A 17,792-nucleotide genomic window follows, 5' to 3' on the forward strand; every position below is an offset into this window, starting at 1 on the left:
ACTCAGTTCGGCAGGGTCACCGCGAGGTCGCCCTCTCCTGTTGCTGCCGGCCGTCGATCACTGTTGCCCCGGCATTTCCGTGTTTTCCCTGGGATTTTTCTGGACGCCCGCAGCCGGGGCGGTGTCCGCCGGGGCATTGCCGCCCTGGTTCTGCTCCGGCGCACGTTTCAGCGGGGAGGTCTGCCAGCCCATGTCAACGTAGAAAAAGCCGACGATGAAACCGACAATGATGACCGCCGCTATCACCAGCGAGATTATTGCGTTGCGTCGCTCCATAGGCCTAGCCGCCACTTGGCTTTGGAGATGCGGGCTGCGTTGGCTGCGTACCTTGCTGGTCGCCGCCGGTGCTGGTCTGCGGCGTCGGGTTGGTGTCCGTCGTGGGATTCTTGTCCACCGGCTGGCTGTTCGTAGTGTCCGTCTTGGACTTGGCCGGATCGGCATTGTCGTTGCACCCCGCCAAGGCGAGTAATGCCGCTGACATCAATAGCACTGCTCTCATGCCGATTTCTCCTGGCTGAGTTCGGGCGAAGCCGCCTGCCAATGACCTATTCGGTCGAACCGCACCGAAAGCCCCTGTTTGACCGCGCTTCTAGCCAGCAAATGGTCCAGTTCGGCGTCTTCGATCGGACTTCGTACGACTTGGCGAATGGCCTTGCAGGCAAGTTCCGTCGAGACGAAATCATATCTCCTGCTCCTGGCGACAACATATTGTTCGACCAGCATTTTCACGCGCCTGAGCGCGATTTCTTCGGCGTATTGCATTTTATTCCTCCTGCGCCCCGAACTGCCGAACGGGTTTGTTGTTCCAAAACATGATTGTCGAGGTGATTAGATGCTCGCGCTTTCCGATAGAAAGCGCGAGCGGATCAGGCTGAGGGGACCCGATCGTGCAGCATCAAACAAGGGGAGCAACGATGCTGCATGATATCGAACTCGCCCGGACCTGAGTTGTTCCACCTCTCCACGCCGCGTGTTCATTGAACTCAAGAACAAATCCTTGTCACGGCCTGCATACGGCCACGCATTCAACCTCTCCGTACGGAACAATCCGTCCCGACAGTAGTTCGGCCGAAGCGAAGCTCGGAGGACGAGATGACGAATGAAAAATTGGCCGTGGTGACGGGCGCCTCGAGCGGCATTGGGAAGGAACTCGCCAAACTGTGCGCCAAGGACGGCTACCACCTGATCCTAGCCGCCGACGAGCCCGCGATCCAGCAGGCAGCTGAGGCGCTCGGTTCGCATGGTGTGACTGTCGAAGCCATCGAGGCCGATCTGGCGACCGAGGAGGGTGTCGATCGTTTGATCGCCGGGATCGGCGATCGCGATGTCGACCTGTTGTTCCTGAATGCCGGACGTGGGCTCGGCCGTGGTTTCGTCGATCAGGATTGGAAAAAAGTACGCCGCATCATCGACACCAACATCACCGGGACAGTCTATCTCGCGCATCAACTCGGAGCCAGGATGGCACGCCGCGGCCGAGGCCGCATTCTCTTCACAGGATCGATCGCTGGTTTCATGCCGGGCACTTTCCAGGCGGTCTACAACGGCACCAAGGCTTTCATCGATTCCTTCTCGATCGCACTGCGTCATGAGTTGCAGGCCACAGGAGTCACAGTCACCGTGCTGATGCCCGGGGCAACGCAGACGCGGTTCTTCGAACGCGCCGAAATGATGGATACCAAGGTCGGCACCGATGAGAAGGACAATCCCGCCGATGTGGCCGAGGCCGGCTACGAGGCGATGATGGACGGTGAGGAACAAGTCATCAGCGGCTGGAAGAACAAGCTGCAGGTCGCCGCGGCACATGTGACGCCGGCAGGCACGCTGGCCGAACAGCACCGCAAGATGGCCGAGCCGGGTTCTGCCTCCAAAGGCTGACCTTCAGCCTTCACGCCAGAACCAAAATGTCGGGCAGACTCTTCTGCCGACCTTCTTCCAAGGCAGGAGCACCATCATGAAAGCGCTCACGTGGCACGGCAAAGGCGACATTCGATGCGACCAGGTGGCTGATCCCGCCATCGAGGATGATCGTGACGTCATCATCAAAGTCACCTGTTGCGCCATATGCGGCTCGGACCTGCATCTGATGAACGGATATATGCCGACGATGGAGTCGGGCGATGTGCTCGGACACGAGACGATGGGCGAGGTCGTGGAAGTCGGCAGCGGCCATTCGAAATTCAGAAAGGGCGACCGCATCGTGGTGCCTTTCAACATCTCATGCGGCGAATGCTGGTTTTGCCAGAAGGGGCTGTTCTCGCTTTGCGACAGGTCCAATCCCAATGCCAAACAGGCTGCCGAAGTGATGGGACAATCCCCGGCTGGCCTGTTCGGCTATTCGCATCTGGTCGGCGGCTATTGGGGAGGGCAAGCCGAATATCTGCGCGTTCCTTTCGCTGATGTCGGTCCGATAAAGGTGCCCGAGGGAATGGACGACGAACAGGTGCTGTTCCTCTCCGACATCTTTCCAACCGGCTATATGGCGGCTGAAAACGCCGGCATCGAGCCAGGCGAAACCGTCGCCATCTGGGGTTGCGGTCCGGTTGGTCAGTTCGCCATTCAGAGCGCATGGATGCTCGGCGCCGGCCGCGTCATTGCCATAGACAAGGTGCCGGAGCGGCTGGCGATGGCTCGCGAGCACGGCAAGGCCGAGACGCTCGACTTCAGCAACTCCGATATCTACGACGCCTTGATGGCGATGACCGATGGCCGCGGTCCGGATCGCTGCATAGACTGTGTCGGTACCGAGTCGGATCCCGGCGCCAGTGCCGACTCCATGCTCGACAAGGTCAAGGCTGCCGTCTATCTCGGCACCGATAGGCCGCATGTATTGCGCGAAGCAATTTACTCCTGCCGCAAAGGCGGCACCATCTCGGTGCCCGGCGTCTATATCGGCCTCGTCGATCATATTCCGTTCGGCGCCGCCATGAACAAGGGACTGACCTTCCGGATGGGTCAGACGCACACGCAACGCTATCTCGAACCGCTCCTGGCCATGGTACAGAAGGGCGACATCGATCCCTCCTTCGTGATCACGCACCGGGCAGACCTCGAAGCGGGACCGGACCTCTACAAGACGTTCCGTGACAAGCAGGATGGCTGCATCAAGGTGGTGATGCGACCGCATGGCTGAGATGTCGGTATCTTGCGCGGGGTCCACCTTGCGCGGATTCCCCGCCAAGGATAGCACCGACGCTGCCGAGGAACCTGGAACTTTCGACCGTGGCGGCGGTTGACCCGCAGAATAAACTCAGGGCGACGAGACTGTCGTGCCCGCCCGCTGCGAAGGAAGTTATCGCCATGAGCAATGAGAATCCCACATCGAAACCCAGCGTCCGGTCGCCAAACGCCGATGCTCTGCCGCACCCGAGACGGGACGCCAGTGACACAGATGCCGGTGCCAAGCCGCTGACGCCGAAAACCGCCGGCACATCCCGGCCATCGGCCCCGCCGCTGGACAATCCGGTTGCCAATCGAAACGCCGGGCGGCCGCGTCAGGCGAGCACCACGCCTAGGCCGACCGACAAGCCCCTGGACTGATCGAAACCGGCCTCTTGAAATCACAGCGAGTGTTTGTCGGGACGAAGCGATGCCAGGTCGGCCAGGGTGTTGAGAAGTGCAGCGTCGCCTGCCGGTTTCGGCACGAATTTGCAGTTTCGGAAGGGTGTGGGAACGTCGCGCGGCCCAAATCCGGTCATGAATGCGAAGGGGATGCCGCGAGCCAGCAATGTTTCGGCCACGGGCAGACTTGTTTCACCGTTCAATTGAATGTCCAGCAGCGCCACGTCGGCTTTGCCTGCATCGATAAGCTGACGAGCCGCGGCGACCGACGAGACCGGGCCGATCACCGGATAACCCGCCGCACGCAGGCGAGACGCGACGTCTTCGGCGATCAGCCATTCGTCCTCGACCACCAGAACGCGCGGCCTGTCGTCGCTCACGGCGCCTCCTTGTGATTTGCCGGAAACGCGATCTGGACGCTGAGGCCGTCCTTGTGGAACGCGGTCTCGACATGGCCGCCGAGCCTGTAACCGATTTCTCCTTGCAACAAGGTCAGGCCAAAGCCGTTGTCCAAGGGCGCCTCGACAAGAGGACCGTCCTTCTCTCGCCAGCCAAATGTGAAACTTTCATCCTCGATCGACCATTGCACACTGACCTTGCCGTCGGTTTTTGACAAAGCGCCATACTTGGCCGCGTTGGTGGCCAGTTCATGAATGGCCATGCTGAGGGAAAGCCCCTGTTGCGGGCCTAATTTCACGTCTGCGCCATCGAGTTCAACCCGCTCGATGCCGAAGGGTTCGAGCTCCTGCTGGAGCAATTCCCTGACCGAGGCTTCCTTCCATCTCTCCCGGGTCAGCAGGCCGTAGGCCCGCGACATGGCATGCAGGCGGCCGATCAGCGCATCCGCGAACTCCTCCTTCGTATCAGAACTTTCCCGCGTGCGGCTTGCAATGCTGGCGATCACCGCAAGCATGTTCTTGACCCGGTGGTTGAGTTCCGAGATGAGCACCTGCTGATGCTCTTCTGCCTGTGCCAGCGTGGTAACGTCGACAAGTGTCACCACCACGCCCTGGATCCTGTTGCCCTTGTCCCGATAGGGATTGATGCGGACCATGTGGAACAAGCCCCTGGCATCGCGCGCCAGATGGTGATTCAGGATCTCGCCTGTCTCGAACACCTTGTCGATGTGCTGCTTCAACTCTGGGTAGTCGAGTTGGCTCGACAAATCCGTCAGCGGCCGGCCAACATCGGAGGGGCGCAGGCTGAAGAAGGATGACGCCGCCGGCGTGAAGGTGCGGACCACAAGGCTGCGGTCGAGGAAAATGGTCGCGATGTCAGTGCTTTCGAACAGGTTGCGCAGATCGCCGTTAGCGTGATTGAGCTCTTCTATCTTGGCCGTCAACTCGGCATTGATCGTGTTGAGTTCCTCGTTGAGCGACTGCATCTCCTCCTTCGAGGCTTCGAGTTCCTCATTGGTGGATTGCGCCTCCTCATTGACGGAGACGAGTTCCTCGTTCGACGATTTCACCTCCTCCAGCGCGGTCTCGTATTCCTCGATCATCGATTGCAGGCGCTCTCTGGTATCGCGCAGTTCCCGCTCGAGATCGGCGGTGCTGTCACTGTCACGGCTGCCGCCGTCTTCCTCTGAGCGGGCCTGCGTCGGGCCCGACGGCTCGAAAAGGACAAGGTAAAGCGGCTCGCCGTTGCCGCGTTCCGCGAGCGGCTCGATCGTCAGCCTGATCGGCTGGACCCGTTCGTCGTCTTCCTCCACGGTGAGGTTTTCCCGCACCACTGTGCGGCGCGTGGTCGTCGCTTCGCGCAGTGCGGCGCGGAGATCCAGCCGCAGCCCACGCCTTGCCATCGTCAGCAACTGCCGGCTGGGAATCCCTTGTGGCGCTTCGAGATATCTGCCGGTCCTGGCCGAATAATAGACGACATCGCCCTCGGCGTTGACCAGGACATGCGGCGGCGCGAACCGTTCCAGCACCTGCGCCTCCACTGCCTGCCGCAAGGGATAGCCGACAAGTCCCTTCTTCGAGCCGGCGCTTTCGGATGGGAAGACGCTGGAATGACTTTCCCCGATCAAGGCCGGCAGTCTGATGTGCGGTGAGGCATGCTCCCGCGCATGGAAGATGCGATGTTTCTTGTCGACGGTGGCGAACAGATCGTCGTGCTGCCCGACGCTTTCGGAGGTGCCAAGGAAAAGGTAACCGCCGGGCTTCAGCGCATAATGGAAGACAGGGATGACGCGGTTTTGGATGATCGGGCCGAAATAGATCAGCAGATTGCGGCAGGAGACCAAGTCCATGCGCGAGAAGGGTGGATCGCGAATGACGCTGTGCGGCGAGAAGATGCACAGTTCGCGTATCGCATTGCTGATGACATAGCTTTCGCCATCGCCGTTGAAAAACCGCTGTTTGCGTTCGGGAGAAAGACCTTGCAGCAAGGCTTCCGGATAGCGTGCCGCCCGCGCCACCGCCAGCGCCGGCTCGTCGATGTCGGTGGCGAATATCTGGACGCGCGGAACGACCGTAAGCTTCTCCATGTGTTCGCGCAGCAGGATGCCGATGGAGAACACCTCCTCGCCCGTGGCGCATCCGGGAACCCAGACCCTGACGGTGTCGCTGGCGGTCTTGCCTTCGAACAGCTGCGGTATGATCTTTCGCTCGAGCAACTCGAAGGCATCGGGGTCGCGAAAGAAGTTGGTGACATTGATCAGCAGATCGCGAAAAAGGTTCATCACCTCGCGAGCATCCTTCTTCAGCCAGTCTATATAAGCGCTGATGGAATGGACCTGGGCGATCTGCATGCGCCGCTTCACGCGGCGCAGGAATGTCTTGGTCTTGTAGCCCGAGAAGTCGTGGCCGGAGTGGCTGCGCAGAATGGCGTATATCTGTTCTCGCACCTTATCGATGTCGGCCGTGTGGTCGCCATCTTCTTCCGCCAGCCCTTCCAGCGGGTCGAAGCCGCGGGCGAAAGCCTCCAGCTTCGCCCCGATCTCCTCGGCGGGCACAGCGACATCGACGAGTCCGCTGGCAATAGCGCTCTGCGGCATGTCGGGATTGCGCGGCCCGTAGCCGTCCGGCGCTTGCGCGACGGTAAACCCGCCCCGCTCCTTGATGGCCTTGGCGCCCAGGGTTCCATCGGAGTCGCCGCCCGACAGGATGACGCCAACGGCATATTCGCCCTGGTCTTCACCCAATGCGGCGAAGAAGATATCGATGGGCTTGCGCTCCTGGGTAAGCCCATTCGGCCGGCGGAGGTGCAGCACCCCCGATTCAATGGCCAATGTCACGTTTTGCGGCATCACATAGACGTGGTCAGGTTCAACCACCATGCCGTCCTCGATCACAATGACAGGCATGTCGGTGTAGCGGCTGATGACCTCGTGCAACAGGCTTTCGCGCTTGGGGCTGAGATGCGTGATGATGACGAAAGCCATACCAGGCTGACCGGCCACGCCTTTGAACAGACCTTCCATCGCGGGAATGCCGCCCGCGGACGCGCCTATGCCCACGATGGGAAACCTTTTCGGTTGGGCTGTCACGTCATGTCCCCCTTTCGCCGACCCGACCTGAAATCCCCTCAAGGCCGGCGGACAGGACACAACCATATAGCGCGCAAGACGGATGGAACAAGACGTCAGGGATGACGTTGAACCCGATATCAATGGTGGTTCAATGACAAAACGATCTGCTGACATAAAACTCCCGACGCCGGTGGTATCAGGGGAGCCTGGATCGCTTGGAAGTTCCCATGCTGGGGCCGTCCCTGATCGCATGCTGGCGCTTACGAGACGGTTGCAGGCGGCCTTGGACGACAGAATTCGGAAGGCAAATCCGCTGCATTCTAATCTCCGTTCCAAGAAAGGATGACGACGTGCGCGACCTGCGGGGGCTGCATATTCTGATAGTCGAAGACGAATGGGCGATGGCGGGAGATCTTGCGCGGTTTTTCAGCAATATGGGTGCCATCATCCTCGGTCCCGCTGCAACCGTCGAACAGGCATCCAAACACACCGGGACGGCTGAAGCTGCAATCCTCGACGTCAATCTCAATGGCCGACGCGTGTTTCCAATCGCCGATGAGTTGATGCGCCGGGGTGTCCCCTTCGTGTTCTTCAGTGGCGATGACGACATCGCCATTCCCGATCATCTCCGCTACGCCAGCAATTTGCGGAAATCCTCGGGCAGCCAGGCGGTGTTCAACGCGCTCTTTCCCCCGCAGGCATCTGGGCGAGCGGCCCCCGTGCCGGACCCCTCCGACGACGTCTTCGCGCTTTTGCCCAAACTGCGACTTGCGGCGCGCCTTTTGCTGGCAGACGTCGAGGCATCGGATCGGCTCGTCGAGAGGACGCTCGAGCAAGCGATCCGGGATGTCGACCGCAGACAGCTTGGTCAATCCACTGAAAACTGGCTCAACGACATCATGCAAGAGATGGCGAAAACCCGCGGCGCAAAACTGATGCATTAGTTTGTTTTCCAAGACCTCTCAGGCTGAAGTGCTAAGCCGCGGGGCCGTCATTGTTCACCACATCTCGAAAAATTGGCCGTACAGATAGGCCGCTTGACCGGCGTCATCAGCCCTTCTGATTGCGCTCGACGAACTTGTTGAAACGGCTGGCTTTCCCCTCACCGGTCTTGGCCTGATACAGAAAGGCCAGATCATTCTCGTCGAATATCCGGAAGAACTCGTCCCATTCGATGGGCTCGAATGCTTCCTCGGGCTCGCCGAAGTCAATCCGCAGGATACCGCCCTCGCCTTTGGTGCGCACCACCGCCGGCCGGCCGTCTCGCTCCTCGGCCCATTTGCGAATTTCGTCATGGTTGGTGGTCGTTTGCGACTGAGACATTGAAATCTCCTTTGATCATCGGCGTTGCCACATGGGACACGCGGGCTGTCGGGCGTCCTAACAGCACAAGCACGTCAATGTTCCAGAACCGCGCCGTGATCGCGCTGCGCCGGCTCCCAATGGGACCGGCCAAAGGAACTTTGTTGAAGCAAGGGAACAAACCTTTTGCCGAAAAGTTCGGGGCGCCGAGGTTACTTGTCTGAGGAGTCGTCGTGAAACGCATATTGGTTACAGGAGGCTGCGGCTTCATCGGCCGGCATGTCGCACAGGAACTCGTCGAGCAGGATTATTCGGTTCGCATCCTCGATGCGCTGCTGGAGCAGGTGCATGCGGGCGAAGCCGTCGCGCTTCCCGCCGGGACCGAACTGATCAAGGGCGACGTCCGCGACCGGGAGGCGGTCGCCAGGGCGCTGGAAGGTGTCGACGCGGTCATTCATCTGGCGGCGGAAGTCGGCGTCGGACAATCGATGTACGAGATCGCGCGCTATGTCGGCGCCAATGATCTCGGCACCGCAACGCTACTTGAAGCATTGATCAAGCACCCGGTCGAACGGATCGTCGTCGCCTCGTCGATGAGCGTCTATGGCGAAGGGCTCTATGCAACGCCAGACGGCCGGCGTGTCGACAATGCTCGGCGCAAGGCGAGCGACATCAGGAGCGGGCAATGGAACCCGCTGTCGCCAGAGGGAGACGCCCTCTCGCCGCTGCCGACGGACGAAGAAAAGCCGGTCGATCTCGCCTCCATCTATGCGCTGACAAAATACGCACAGGAACGCGCCGTGCTGATCTTCGGCGAAGCCTATGGCGTCGATGCGGTCGCGCTGCGCCTGTTCAATGTCTTCGGCGCCGGCCAGGCGTTATCCAATCCCTATACCGGCGTGCTTGCCAACTTCGCTTCGCGTCTCGCCAACGGCCAACGGCCAATGATCTTCGAGGATGGAGAACAGAAGCGCGATTTCGTCCATGTGCATGACGTCGCCCGTGCCTTTCGCCTTGCGCTGCAGCAACGCCAGGCAAGGGGTCATGTCATCAACATCGGCAGCGGCCGCGCCTATGCGATCAGCGAAGTCGCGCGATTGCTGGCCGAGGCCATGGGGACACCGAACCGCTCGCCGGAACTGCTTGGCAAAGCCCGCTCCGGCGATATCCGCAACTGCTTCGCCGATATCTCCAAGGCCCGTGAGCTGCTCGGTTTCGAGCCGGTGCGGCAACTGGAGAATTCGCTCGGCGAGTTCGTTTCCTGGGTGCGTAACACGTCTGCCGTCGATCGCGGCGCCGACATGAAACGCGAGCTCGAAGAACGTGGGCTGGTGTCATGAACACACGCAATCGACGCGACGCGCCGGTCGCCATCATCGGCGGCAGCGGCTTCATAGGATCGAACCTCGCCGACAGCCTGTTGTCGGGTGGCGAGCCGGTACTGGTGATCGACAATCTCAGCCGTCCGGGCGTCCAGCAGAACCTTGAATGGCTGGCGCAAAAACACGGTGGTCGCCTCACGGTGGAGACGATCGACGTGCGAGACGCCAACGCCCTGGCGCCTGTCTTGATGGTTTCCAAGGCAATTTTCCATCTGGCCGCGCAAACCGCCGTCACCACAAGCTTGGTCCAGCCGGGCGAGGATTTCGACATCAACCTTCGCGGGACGTTCAACGTTTTGGAGGCCGCGCGGCTGAGCGGTGAGCATATCCCTGTGATCTTTGCCAGCACCAACAAGGTCTATGGCAGCCTGCCCGACGTAGCGGTCCGCGAGGATGGCGATCGCTATGTGCCTTGCGACAGCGTCATCCAGGCGAACGGCATCGATGAGGCTCGGGGCCTGGACTTCTGCACGCCCTACGGTTGCTCCAAAGGCGCGGCGGATCAGTATGTGCTCGACTATGCCAAATCTTACGGCATGCCGACGGCGGTTCTGCGGATGAGCTGCATCTATGGACCGCGACAGTTCGGAACCGAGGACCAGGGCTGGGTCGCACACTTCCTGCTCAGCGCGCTGACGGGACGCCCAATCACCATTTACGGCGACGGCAGGCAAGTGCGCGATATCCTGCATGTCTCCGATGCCGTCGCCGCCTACAGGGCCGTGCTCGATCGCATCGAGACCACCAAAGGCCAGGCATTCAATCTTGGCGGCGGCCCGGAAAATGCGGTCAGCCTGCGCAGGCTGTTGAGCGAGATCCGTAGCCTGACCGGCCATGAGCTCTCGATTCGCCATGATGGGGAACGCACCGGCGACCAGCCCTTCTTCGTCGCCGACACCCGCAAGATCAAAACCGCGCTTGGCTGGATGGCCCATGTTTCATGGCGCGAAGGCATCCGCGACCTCGCCGACTGGCTGCGCCGCCATCGGCTCGAGCCTCGCCCTGAAGCCGTGAGGTACGTTGCATGAAAATCGCCCTGGTAAACCCGTCCTGGACGTATGACGACAGCATTTATTTCGGCTGCCGCCAACCGCATCTGCCGCTGGAACTCGGCTATTCGAAGGCCCTGCTCGAAGCCGCCGGACATCAGGTGCTGATGCTGGATGGCCAGTTGCAGAAGCTCGATAATTCCGGTCTCTGCGAGCGGGTGGCTGATTTCGCCCCGGCTATGACCGTCGTCAGTACCGCCCCGACCTATCTGTTCTGGCGCTGCGCACCGCCGGAATTGCGTGTGCCGGCCGATTTCCTCAACCGTCTGGCCGGGCGCGGTGGACGCACGGTCGCGGTCGGGCCGCACGGCTCTGCAACGCCGGCGCCGACCTTGCGCAAGCTCGGCGTCGACATCGTCGTGCGCGGCGAATGCGAAGAAGTCGTCGAGCAACTTGCCCGGCGCGACGATTGGAGCGCCGTGCCCTCAACCGCTTATCTGCGGGATGCCAGGGTTGTTTCGAACGGCGGCGTCCACGCCAGCTCGTTTGTCGATCATCCGCCACTCGAATGGCCAGCGGACTGGATCGCAGCCCATGCGCATCACCATCACAGGTTTGACGACAGTCAGGTCGGGTTCGGCGCGGAAGTGGAGGCATCGCGCGGCTGTCCCTACAATTGCAGCTTCTGCGCCAAGATCGATTTCCGTGATGCCTATCGCCGTCGAAACCACGAAGCGGTGGTAGCGGAGATCGATCGGCTGATTGCCCAAGGTGTCGGCTACGTCTACTTCATCGACGAGATCTTCCTGCCGCAAAAAGCGTTACTGGAAGCCTTGGTCGATCGCGACGTGAAATTCGGCGTACAGACCCGCATCGATCTGTGGAAGCCCGAGCTGCTGGAATTGCTGGGCGCCGCGGGCTGCGTCTCCATCGAGGCCGGGCTCGAAAGCCTGACCGTCGAAGGCCGGGCGATGCTGGCCAAGCGCTGCCGGCTGGGGACCGAGGAACTCGCCGCGCTGCTCGTCGATGCCAGACGTCACGTTCCATTTGTCCAGGCCAATCTGATCGGCGTGGTCGAAGATGATCCCGCCTTGGTCGAGCATTGGCGAACTCACCTGATCGACCACGGCGTATGGGCCAACGAACCTGTGCCGCTTTACCCGTATCCGAGTTCGCCCAGCTACCGCGAGATGTGGGGCGAACCCGACGACCTTGCCTGGGAGCGGGCCCATGATCACTACCTCGCGTCGTTCCAGAAATTCAGTGACATCCAGGAGAGGCGCCCGCGGCCGCTGGCGGAGCTGGAGGCGACATGTTGCGGACACTGACGCCGCGCTCGCGGCGCATCCTGATGACCGTCGATGCCGTGGGCGGCGTATGGCGCTATGCCCTCGATCTGGCACGGGAACTTGTGAACGGCGGCGACAGCGTGGTGCTTGCCGGCCTCGGTCCACAACCGTCGAGGCAGCAAGCTGCGGAGGCGGAGGCTTTCACGACGCTGATCTGGTTGAGTACGCCGCCGGATTGGATGACCCGCGACGGCGGCGACCTCGACGCGCTGCCGCGGGAATTGCTTGCGCCCATGCGCGACCACGCCATCGACCTTGTCCATTTCAACGCGCCGACGCAGGCATCGGGATTCGATGCGCCATGCCCAGCCGTGGTGGTCTCCCATTCCTGCGTGACGACATGGTTCCACGCCGTCAGGAAACAGACAGTGGATGGCGCATGGGCCTGGCAGAAGGAGCGCAACAGGCGCGGCTTGGATCGGGCCGACGCAGTCATCGCGCCGAGCCGCAGCCACGCCGACATGCTTGAGACCTGCTACGGCCCGATCGCGCGCCTGCACGTCGTGGCGAATAGCGCCCGCCCCGTCCCGAGAGCCGAAAAGCGTCAACCGCTCGTCTTCGCCGCCGCCCGTTGGTGGGACGAGGGCAAAAATGCGGCGGTGATCGACCAGGCCGCGTCACTGACGCAATGGCCCATCTTTGCCGCCGGTTCGATGCACGGTCCCAACGGCGGGCGTGCCGGCTTCAGCTATGCCGTTCCTCTGGGAGCACTGCCGTCTCACGAGGTGCGCTCCTTGATGGCGCGCGCCGGTATTTTCGTGTCGCCATCGATCTATGAGCCATTCGGTCTGGCCGCGCTGGAAGCTGCCATGTCGGCAACGCCACTGGTGCTTTCCGACATCGCAACCTATCGCGAACTATGGGACGGGGCCGCGATGTTCTTTGATGCGCGCAATCCGCACGACCTCACTGCCTGCCTCAATCGTCTCTCCAGCGACGCCGAATTCAGGCGGGAGCTCGGCCAGGCAGCCATGCGACGGAGCCGCCGGTTTACACTGGTCAGGCAAGCGGCTGCCATGCGAGGCGTCTACGACAAGGCGGCCCTGGCCATGGCGGGGCGCTGACCATGCGCTTTCTGTTCTACACCCACTCGGTCGTTTCCGACTGGAACCACGGCAATGCCCATTTCCTGCGCGGTATCATGCGGGAACTGGTCGCGCGCCGGCACCAGGCGGTCGCGCTAGAGCCCGCGGACGGCTGGAGCCGTTCGAACCTGCTGGCCGAGAAGGGATCCTTCGCTATCGAACGCTTCCGCAAGGATTTCCCAGAACTGATGCCGGTGACCTACGATGCCGGGTTCGATCACGAAGCGTGGATCGCTGAGGCCGACGTTGTGATCGTTCATGAGTGGACGGATCCGGAGCTTGTCGCACGCCTCGGCCGTGCCCGGGCCGCTGGCGGCAACTTCATCCTTCTGTTTCATGACACCCACCACCGGGCCGTATCGGCCACCGAGGCAATCTCGGCGCTGCGGTTGGAGCACTATGACGGCGTTCTCGCCTTTGGCGAGGCCTTGCGCGAGAGCTATCTGCGCGCCGGCTGGGGCAAGCGCGTCTTCACCTGGCATGAAGCCGCGGACGATCGCCTGTTCAAGCCGCACCCGGAGATCCACGTCACGTCCGATCTGGTCTGGATTGGAAACTGGGGCGACGATGAACGAACCGTCGAACTCAGGGAGTTTCTGATCAAGCCGGTCCGCGATCTCGGCCTCGAGGCCACGGTGCACGGCGTCCGCTATCCCAAGCCGGCGCTCACGGACCTAGCCGCCGCCGGACTGCGCTATGACGGATGGATCGCCAATGCCGACGTGCCGAAGGCGTTCGCCGCGCATCGTGTCACCGTCCACATCCCACGGCGCCCCTATCGTGAGGGTTTGCCCGGAATTCCGACGATCCGCATGTTCGAGGCGCTCGCCTGCGGCATTCCGCTGATTTCAGCACCATGGTCCGATGTCGAGCAGCTGTTCAGGCCCGGCGTCGACTTTCTGTTTGCCCACAATGGCTCGCAAATGCGGCAACACCTGCGGGCGGTATTGGCCGATGCGGATTTCGCGGCTTCCCTGGTGACTTCGGGTCTCGAGACCATCCGCTCGCGGCACACCTGCTCGCACCGCGTCGACGAGTTGTTCGGCGTGCTCACGGAATGCACAGCCGAACACACCATCAACAAGACCACCGCAAAGGAAGCCGCCGCATGAAGATGGCATTCTACGGATCGAGCCTCTTGTCGTCCTACTGGAACGGTGCCGCGACTTACTATCGCGGGTTGCTGAGGGCGCTTTCCCAATTGGGCTACGAAATCACCTTCTATGAGCCCGACGTCTACGACCGGCAGAAGAACCGCGACATCGAGGCGCCTGACTGGTGCACTGTGGTCGTATATGAAGCGACCCAGCACGCACTGATGCAGGTCGCGGCACGCGCCGCCAGCGCCGACATCGTCGTCAAGGCGAGTGGCGTCGGTTTCGAGGACGAGGCGCTGCTGCGCGCCGTCCTCGACCACGCCCGCAGCGACGCGCTGGTGGTATTCTGGGACGTGGACGCTCCAGCAACCCTTGCCCAGCTGCGCGACGAACCGGACCATCCGCTCCATGGCGCCCTGCAAGAAATCGACCTTGTGCTGACCTATGGCGGCGGCGACCCCGTCGTCTGGGCCTACCGTGCCATGGGGGCGAACGAATGCGTGCCGATCTACAATGCGCTCGATCCCCAAACGCATCACCCGGTCGCCAGCAATGCGCGTTTCGCTTGCGATCTGGCGTTCCTGGGCAACCGGCTGCCGGATCGTGAGGCACGCGTCGAAGCGTTCTTCCTCGATCCCGCAAGCCAGCTTCCGAAACAGCGTTTTCTGCTCGGCGGATCTGGCTGGGGGGACAAGCCGCTTCCCGCCAACGTCGGCTGGCTTGGTCACGTTGGCACCCGCGATCATAATGCCTTCAACGTCACACCCAAGGCAGTGCTGAACATCAGCCGCGACAGCATGGCCGTAAACGGTTTTTCACCGGCCACGCGTGTCTTCGAGGCGGCTGGCGCCGGTGCCTGCCTCATCACCGACGCATGGCTGGGCGTGGAACTGTTCCTGAAACCAGGCGAGGAGATCCTGGTGGCACGCGACGGCGGCGATGTCGCCGAGATCATGCGCTCGCTGACCTCCAGTCGTGCAAAAGCAATCGGCCAGGCCGCACTTTGCCGCGTGCTGGCCGACCATACCTACGCGCTGCGGGCGGACGTGGCCGATGCCGTCTTCAAACGTCATTTCGAGCAGGGGACCGTGGAGGCAGCGGAATGACCAAGCAATTGAACATCGTCTTTCTCGGCCTGTCGCTGTCCTCGTCCTGGGGAAACGGCCACGCCACGACGTTTCGAGGCCTGCTGAAAGGTCTGCACGAACTCGGCCACCGCGTGACCTTTCTGGAGCGCGACGTGCCGTGGTACGCCAACCACCGCGATCTGCGAGATCCGGATTTCTGCGCCTTGCGCTACTACGAAACCACTGCGGAGTTGCAACGCGACTACGCCCGGTGCCTGGAGCAGGCCGACATCGTCGTCATCGGCTCCTTCGTGCCGGAAGGGCGCGTGGTCATCGACATCGTCGCTTCATTTTGCAAGGGGCGCTTCTGCTTCTACGACATCGACACACCGGTGACCGTGGCGCAGCTTTCGGCCGATGATTGCGATTATCTGAGCTGGCGGCAGATTCCGTATTTCGATGTCTACTTCTCGTTCACCGGCGGGCCGATGCTTGGCCATCTGGTGGAGGAGTTCGGCGCGCGCCGAGCCGAACCGCTCTACTGCTCGGCCGACCCGGAACGGCATCACCGGACCGGCGATCCGATCCGCTGGGATCTCGGCTATCTCGGCACCTACAGCGCGGATCGGCAGGCAACGCTGAACGCGCTGCTGCTCGAACCCGCACGGCATATGCCGGACCGCCGTTTCGTCGTAGCGGGCTCGCAATACCCCTCCGACATCACCTGGCCGGACAATGTCGAACGCATCGAACATTTGCCGCCGGCCGATCATGCCGCGTTCTACAGCCGTCAGCGCTACACGCTGAACGTCACACGCAGTTCCATGATCGCTGCCGGATGGTCGCCCAGTGTGCGCCTGTTCGAAGCGGCTGCTTGCGGCACGCCCATCATCAGCGATCGCTGGCCAGGGCTCGACAGCTTCTTTCCCGCATCGGCTATCCACACCGCCGGAGAAACGGACGCTGTCGTCGAGATCCTCTTCGGCGAGTCCGAGCGCACACGCCGGGCCATGGCCCGCCGGGCCCGCGAACGCGTCCTCGCATCCCACACCGGTGCGGCCAGGGCCCGCGAATTCGTGGCGGCGTTGACAGAGCCAAGGGCGGCGGCCCTCGAATTCGACATCGGAAGCGCAGCATGACCGGCATACAGGAGAAAACGACGATGCGACAAAAAAGAAACGCGCAAAGGGCAAAGGCAGTGCTTGTTGCCGGCGGTGCGGGATTCCTCGGTTCGCATCTTTGCGAAACATTGCTCCGCGACGGCTGGCGCGTGATCTGCGCCGACAATTTCCTGACTGGACGCATGGAGAACATCCTCTCGATCATGGACCATCCGGATTTCCGGTTGATCGAGCAGGACATCTGCCGGCCATTGGATCTCGGCGAGCCCGTGGAGCGTATCTTCAATCTGGCATGCGCTGCCTCGCCGCCGCGTTACCAGGCCGACCCGATCCACACCACGCGAACCTGTGTGATCGGCACGCTCAACCTGCTTGAACTCGCTGCCCACAATAACGCGCGGCTGCTACAGGCCTCGACGAGCGAAGTGTATGGCGATCCGGAGCAACATCCTCAGAAGGAGGACTATGTTGGCCATGTGAACTGCACCGGCCCACGCGCCTGCTACGACGAGGGCAAGCGCACCGCCGAAACGCTTTGCTTCGACTATCTTAGAGCCGGCAAAGCCGACGTGCGCGTCGCGCGCATCTTCAACACCTACGGTCCGAGAATGGATCCGGCGGACGGCCGCATCGTCTCGAACCTGATCATGCAGGCGCTCGAGAAACGTCCTCTGACGATCTTCGGCGACGGCTTGCAGACGCGATCCTTCTGCTACGTCTCCGATCAGATCGATGGATTGAGGCGACTGATGGATATCGATCCCAATCCGGGCAAGCCGGTCAACCTGGGCAATCCCGGAGAATTCAGCATCGTGCGACTGGCGGCGTTGGTAAAGGCGATGACCGGCACCAAATCGGATCTGAGATTTCTGCCGCTGCCGCAAGACGATCCTCGGCGCAGGCAGCCCGATATTTCGCGTGCAAAAGCGCTGCTCGGCTGGACACCGAAGGTGCCCCTCAACGAAGGGCTCAAGCTGACGATCGATTATTTCGCGGCGCTCGAAGGCAGTCGCATCGGCGATCAGATGACAGGCTTTGCCAAAAGGGCGAGACCCGCATCCGGCGGGCTGCAGAACCTTCCGGCATGATGCGAGCCGGCGGTCGAATCTTTCCCGAGATCGTGCGGAACATCCGCCCAAGCTTGTGGTTTGGCGGGAGGACCCGATACGGAGGATCATCCTCATGCGACCCAAGCGACCCGCGAGAGAGATCGACCAGATGGCCGAACGTGAGACGGCTGCCTATCTGCGGCGCGCCTCGATCACCTATCTCGAGTGCTGCGTCAGCCTGATGATGACGCATCTCCAGCGGGAGGAAGTGGCCACTATTCTCGAGCAGGAAGCGGACATGTTGCGAAAGCTGGACTGATC

Annotated in this window: 18 protein-coding genes; 12 read left to right on the top strand and 6 right to left on the bottom strand. The window is 61.8% G+C overall.

Annotated features, from left to right (window positions below):
• Positions 1 to 57: 57 nt before the first annotated feature.
• From NKJ37_RS08760 to NKJ37_RS08770, 3 genes are read right to left on the bottom strand one after another with little or no spacing between them, the layout of a single operon-like run.
• On the bottom strand, positions 58 to 276 hold the full coding sequence (locus tag NKJ37_RS08760; RefSeq protein WP_352441966.1) for a hypothetical protein: 219 nt from the start codon (positions 274 to 276) through the stop codon (positions 58 to 60).
• A 4-nt stretch (positions 277 to 280) separates the two neighbouring features.
• Entirely contained in the window at positions 281 to 499 is a 219-nt protein-coding gene (locus NKJ37_RS08765; RefSeq protein WP_127255009.1) for a hypothetical protein, read from the bottom strand.
• Positions 496 to 762, bottom strand: coding sequence for a hypothetical protein (locus NKJ37_RS08770; protein ID WP_023809464.1), 267 nt, complete (start codon positions 760 to 762; stop codon positions 496 to 498). Before NKJ37_RS08770 ends, NKJ37_RS08765 begins: the two co-directional genes overlap by 4 nt.
• Positions 763 to 1,092: 330 nt before the next feature.
• Here NKJ37_RS08770 and NKJ37_RS08775 point away from each other — a divergent pair, with 330 nt between their 5' ends.
• Positions 1,093 to 1,878, top strand: a complete 786-nt coding sequence (locus NKJ37_RS08775; RefSeq protein ID WP_127292248.1) for an SDR family NAD(P)-dependent oxidoreductase — start codon at positions 1,093 to 1,095, stop codon at positions 1,876 to 1,878.
• 76 nt (positions 1,879 to 1,954) lie between these two features.
• Positions 1,955 to 3,133 (top strand): zinc-dependent alcohol dehydrogenase, encoded by a 1,179-nt coding sequence (locus tag NKJ37_RS08780; protein WP_023809466.1) that lies wholly within the window; start codon positions 1,955 to 1,957, stop codon positions 3,131 to 3,133.
• 427 nt (positions 3,134 to 3,560) lie between these two features.
• Here the strand turns inward: NKJ37_RS08780 and NKJ37_RS08785 are convergent, their stop codons facing one another.
• Positions 3,561 to 3,941 carry a response regulator gene (locus NKJ37_RS08785; RefSeq protein WP_023809467.1) on the bottom strand — a complete coding sequence of 127 codons (381 nt, stop codon included), beginning with the start codon at positions 3,939 to 3,941 and terminating at the stop codon, positions 3,561 to 3,563.
• A complete protein-coding gene (locus tag NKJ37_RS08790; protein ID WP_352773673.1) occupies positions 3,938 to 7,048 on the bottom strand; it encodes a CheR family methyltransferase in 3,111 nt (1,036 codons plus the stop codon). Before NKJ37_RS08790 ends, NKJ37_RS08785 begins: the two co-directional genes overlap by 4 nt.
• 332 nt (positions 7,049 to 7,380) lie before the next feature.
• Here NKJ37_RS08790 and NKJ37_RS08795 point away from each other — a divergent pair, with 332 nt between their 5' ends.
• The gene (locus tag NKJ37_RS08795; RefSeq protein ID WP_023809469.1) at positions 7,381 to 7,974 is read left to right on the top strand and encodes a response regulator; all 594 of its coding nucleotides are present in this window, start codon (positions 7,381 to 7,383) and stop codon (positions 7,972 to 7,974) included.
• A 106-nt stretch (positions 7,975 to 8,080) separates the two neighbouring features.
• On the opposite strand, the gene NKJ37_RS08800 is transcribed toward NKJ37_RS08795, so the two are convergent.
• Entirely contained in the window at positions 8,081 to 8,353 is a 273-nt protein-coding gene (locus tag NKJ37_RS08800; RefSeq protein ID WP_023809470.1) for a hypothetical protein, read from the bottom strand.
• Between the two features lie 212 nt (positions 8,354 to 8,565).
• On the opposite strand from NKJ37_RS08800, the gene NKJ37_RS08805 reads away from it, so the two are divergent.
• From NKJ37_RS08805 to NKJ37_RS08845, 9 genes are all read left to right on the top strand, one after another.
• On the top strand, positions 8,566 to 9,672 hold the full coding sequence (locus NKJ37_RS08805) for an NAD-dependent epimerase/dehydratase family protein (RefSeq protein WP_352773675.1): 1,107 nt from the start codon (positions 8,566 to 8,568) through the stop codon (positions 9,670 to 9,672).
• Positions 9,669 to 10,742, top strand: a complete 1,074-nt coding sequence (locus NKJ37_RS08810) for an NAD-dependent epimerase/dehydratase family protein (RefSeq protein WP_352773677.1) — start codon at positions 9,669 to 9,671, stop codon at positions 10,740 to 10,742. The genes NKJ37_RS08805 and NKJ37_RS08810 overlap by 4 nt, the downstream gene beginning before the upstream one ends.
• On the top strand, positions 10,739 to 12,031 hold the full coding sequence (locus NKJ37_RS08815) for a TIGR04295 family B12-binding domain-containing radical SAM protein (protein ID WP_352773679.1): 1,293 nt from the start codon (positions 10,739 to 10,741) through the stop codon (positions 12,029 to 12,031). The genes NKJ37_RS08810 and NKJ37_RS08815 overlap by 4 nt, the downstream gene beginning before the upstream one ends.
• Positions 12,016 to 13,116, top strand: coding sequence for a glycosyltransferase family 4 protein (locus NKJ37_RS08820; protein ID WP_352773681.1), 1,101 nt, complete (start codon positions 12,016 to 12,018; stop codon positions 13,114 to 13,116). The genes NKJ37_RS08815 and NKJ37_RS08820 overlap by 16 nt, the downstream gene beginning before the upstream one ends.
• Positions 13,117 to 13,118: 2 nt before the next feature.
• Entirely contained in the window at positions 13,119 to 14,249 is a 1,131-nt protein-coding gene (locus NKJ37_RS08825) for a CgeB family protein (protein WP_023809475.1), read from the top strand.
• Positions 14,246 to 15,340 (top strand): CgeB family protein, encoded by a 1,095-nt coding sequence (locus tag NKJ37_RS08830; RefSeq protein WP_352773683.1) that lies wholly within the window; start codon positions 14,246 to 14,248, stop codon positions 15,338 to 15,340. Before NKJ37_RS08825 ends, NKJ37_RS08830 begins: the two co-directional genes overlap by 4 nt.
• Positions 15,337 to 16,440: a CgeB family protein gene (locus tag NKJ37_RS08835; RefSeq protein ID WP_352773685.1), complete on the top strand. Its 1,104-nt coding sequence runs from the start codon at positions 15,337 to 15,339 to the stop codon at positions 16,438 to 16,440. The genes NKJ37_RS08830 and NKJ37_RS08835 overlap by 4 nt, the downstream gene beginning before the upstream one ends.
• A gap of 23 nt (positions 16,441 to 16,463) precedes the next feature.
• Complete coding sequence (locus NKJ37_RS08840; protein ID WP_352773687.1) at positions 16,464 to 17,510, top strand: UDP-glucuronic acid decarboxylase family protein; 1,047 nt, start codon at positions 16,464 to 16,466, stop codon at positions 17,508 to 17,510.
• A 94-nt stretch (positions 17,511 to 17,604) separates the two neighbouring features.
• On the top strand, positions 17,605 to 17,790 hold the full coding sequence (locus NKJ37_RS08845) for a hypothetical protein (protein ID WP_352441956.1): 186 nt from the start codon (positions 17,605 to 17,607) through the stop codon (positions 17,788 to 17,790).
• Positions 17,791 to 17,792 lie beyond the last annotated feature (2 nt).

Source organism: Mesorhizobium sp. M0140, assembly GCF_040322475.1.
GTDB lineage: Bacteria > Pseudomonadota > Alphaproteobacteria > Rhizobiales > Rhizobiaceae > Mesorhizobium.